Here is a 3036-nt window from a genome sequence, read left to right on the forward strand (position 1 = left end):
TCAATTCTCTCAGCACCCAGTAGAACATCAAGGACGTTCACTTATAAATATATGCTCTGTAATTAAAAAGCATATAGTAACTGGATATTAATTCTAAAACCTTAAAAATTTCCATAGTAATACTTGCTAGAAAGTCCACAAGGGATTTACTAGAATTTTATTATAATTAACTTTTTTGATTTAGTTGCAGTTTACTATGAAATCAACCATAGTAAACTGGATTTTAAAGATGTTGTATAGGATGAAGTCCCTATTAGCTAAAAACGATTGCCGAATAAATCGAAGTTGCTGTTTTTTGATAATATATTGTATATATCTGCAATTGGATAATAATAGATTTCACCCATTCGAGTAAATGGTAAAATGTTCTTATCACGATACGTACAAATTGTATTATCACTTAACCCAAATAGTTTTTTGAGGTCGCTATTGCGATAGAATTCCTTTGGTTGTCTATTCTTATCAAATTTGGATTTGATTTCTTCAAGGAGTTTTATTACAGACTCCATTTCTTCACTAGTTTGTTTCATAGTATTTTGTTTAATATTTATACTGCAAAATTACATATAGAAGTTGCCTACGTCAAGTTATTGTAGGCAATTGCCAACTTTAAATTTTCTTTTATTTTAAGTTTTGAATTCATATTGATGAATAGTTTCTAGTAATTTTTTTAATAGTTTTTCTAGAGTTTTGTTGTTAGAATCACCCTCTACATAGCTGCTGAAATCGGATAGCTCGCTGCTTATTCCTTTCAATGGTAGAGCTTGTCCTTTGTTTGGATTACTTCGTGTCTCTGTGAAGTTAAAGTTATTTTCAATAAATAACCTTCTTTGTTCTATTGACTTAAATTCTAATAAATTTTCTTGCTCCAAAATGAATAATAACATTAATGTTTCTTTCTTACTTAATTTAAATGTAGCTTTTCCGACACTGTCGAATTTTATTAAGCTGGAGTCAATATTTGGAATTGCTTCACTTAGAAGGTCATCAATTTTATTTTCTTTATATGAGTCAATTGCATCATAAAGTTGCAATAGAACTCTGTTTAGAACAGCTTTTTGAATCGAGATTATACTTACGATTTCGTGATGAGTGCTTTCAGCTTCATCCGATAAAACTTTATCTCTTTTTGAAAATAAGAAATGAACACGATGTGCATCGCTTGTTGAAATTAATGTTGAAATAGCATTTTTCGTATTCAAAATATGTTCTTCAATCTGTTCTACCATTAATCCTTCTCTAATTTGAACCAATAAGAAGCTTTCAAATTTATTATAAAGAATCTCATAAAAATCTGGTGAAATTTCTCGTGGTACTTTGTTATTGAACAGATAATTACCTTTAATGGAATTAAAGATAATTTTTGAATTACCAATTTCAGCAATACAAATATTAATTTCAGATGAATTAGTCATAGTTTATTTATATTTTAAAGAGCCACCATTATGATGGCTCTCAAAAGTAAGGATTTATTCAAAGTGATTCTCTAAATCTTTCATGTGTTTTTTAACAGAGCTATCCATCAACTTTGCATAATGTTGAGTTTGAGTTATTCTTTTATGTCCCATAATCTGACTAATAATTTCCATTGGTATACCATTAGCTAGTGCTACGGTTGTTGCGAAAGTATGTCTTCCAACATACCAAGTTAAGTTCTTATCAATTCCACACAAGTCGGCAATCTCTTTTAAATACGCATTCATTTTAGAATTACTGATACTTGGTATTAGTCTATCGTCTTCAATACACTCTGGGTCACTCTTGTATTTATTAATTATTCTTTTAAGTGGTGGTATTACCAGAACATTAGTTTTTACTTTAGTTTTTTGCCTTTTGGTTTTTAACCAGTTATCACAATCCTCATCTAATGTATAATTCCCTTGTCTCAAATTCATAACATCAATAGGAGCATAACTAGTGTAACAACTGAATAAAAATATGTCTTTCACAACGTCTAATCTTCTATTTGTAAATACTTTGTTTTCAATACTTCTTAACTCTTCCAATGTCAAAAAAGTAGTATCAACCTCTTTTAATTTCCCGTCATATATTGAAAATGGATTTCCACTAATCAATCCCATAGTAATATTATAATTGACCATCACTGAAATATTCCGAATATACTTTACAGTAGTATTATTTGCTAATCCTATTTTAGCACCATGTTTTCTTTCAAATCTCAAAAAATCATCCAAACCATAAACGAATTTTCTAGTTATTTTATCAAATTCTATGTCTTTTTGTTTCAATTTAGATTTAAGATAATCGGATATAACGTCACCCATTCGCTCATATTTTTCTAAAGAACCATCAGCACGGTCTCCTTTTTTTACTTGCTTTTTAAAATATTCGTTATGAGTTGCAACAATCTCCAAAAGCGTTATTTTGTGTTCTGGATTATCATTGAAACAGTAATTTTTTAAATACAATGGTGTTATCTCTTCATCACCTGAATAGGTTTTTAATAGTTGATTGTACTTATCTTCAATTCCATCTGTCAAATTTTTTAAGTAATTTTTCAAATTGATTTCAAAATCAATTCTAACAGGATTTCTGAGGCTATTAGTTTTTGCCCAACGTTCTTGTTGAATGTATTTTGCAGTTGAAAATGTGGAGTAGCCATTTCCTAAATAAATTTTGCCATATATGGCAGTTTCTCCGTCCTGATTCTTTTTGTCTCCTTTCAAATAGAAGCACACTTTTAATTTTTTCATAAGTTAAATAATTTTCAGCAAAACTACTTATGAAAGTTCCCCAGCTCAAGCTATAGTTGGCAATTGCCAACTTTTTGGTACCCAAATTATTTATCAATTTAGTAGGGTACCAAATAGGGTACTTGTCGAATCAGAATTAAAGTATAAAATGACATAATACATCATCGAACAACTTTATTCAAATCATCTCGTAAGTACCGTAAAATATAGGATTTTATAAAAAAAGGAAAATATTGAAATGTAAAAAGCCCCTCTTTGAGGGGCTTTCAGCGGAGAAAGAGGGATTTGTACAACACTCTTTAGGCCTTTATTTATAAGGTAC

The 3036-nt window shown here is 29.5% G+C and carries 3 protein-coding genes; all 3 read right to left on the minus strand.

Annotated features, from left to right (window positions below):
• Positions 1-257: 257 nt before the first annotated feature.
• On the minus strand, positions 258-530 hold the full coding sequence (locus tag ACOYLT_RS11135) for a DNA-binding protein (protein WP_422853918.1): 273 nt from the start codon (positions 528-530) through the stop codon (positions 258-260).
• 96 nt (positions 531-626) lie between these two features.
• Positions 627-1415, minus strand: coding sequence for a hypothetical protein (locus ACOYLT_RS11140; RefSeq protein WP_422853919.1), 789 nt, complete (start codon positions 1413-1415; stop codon positions 627-629).
• A 54-nt stretch (positions 1416-1469) separates the two neighbouring features.
• The gene (locus ACOYLT_RS11145) at positions 1470-2714 is read right to left on the minus strand and encodes a phage integrase SAM-like domain-containing protein (RefSeq protein WP_422853920.1); all 1245 of its coding nucleotides are present in this window, start codon (positions 2712-2714) and stop codon (positions 1470-1472) included.
• Positions 2715-3036: the final 322 nt, after the last annotated feature.

Source organism: Flavobacterium sp. (assembly GCF_049318185.1).
In the GTDB taxonomy this organism is placed as follows: Bacteria; Bacteroidota; Bacteroidia; order Flavobacteriales; family Flavobacteriaceae; genus Flavobacterium.

Coding starts and splice junctions, on each gene's coding strand:
- ACOYLT_RS11135 (WP_422853918.1), bottom strand. CDS start 530: ATGAAACAAACTAGTGAAGAAATGGAGTCTGTAATAAAACTCCTTGAA.
- ACOYLT_RS11140 (WP_422853919.1), bottom strand. CDS start 1,415: ATGACTAATTCATCTGAAATTAATATTTGTATTGCTGAAATTGGTAAT.
- ACOYLT_RS11145 (WP_422853920.1), bottom strand. CDS start 2,714: ATGAAAAAATTAAAAGTGTGCTTCTATTTGAAAGGAGACAAAAAGAAT.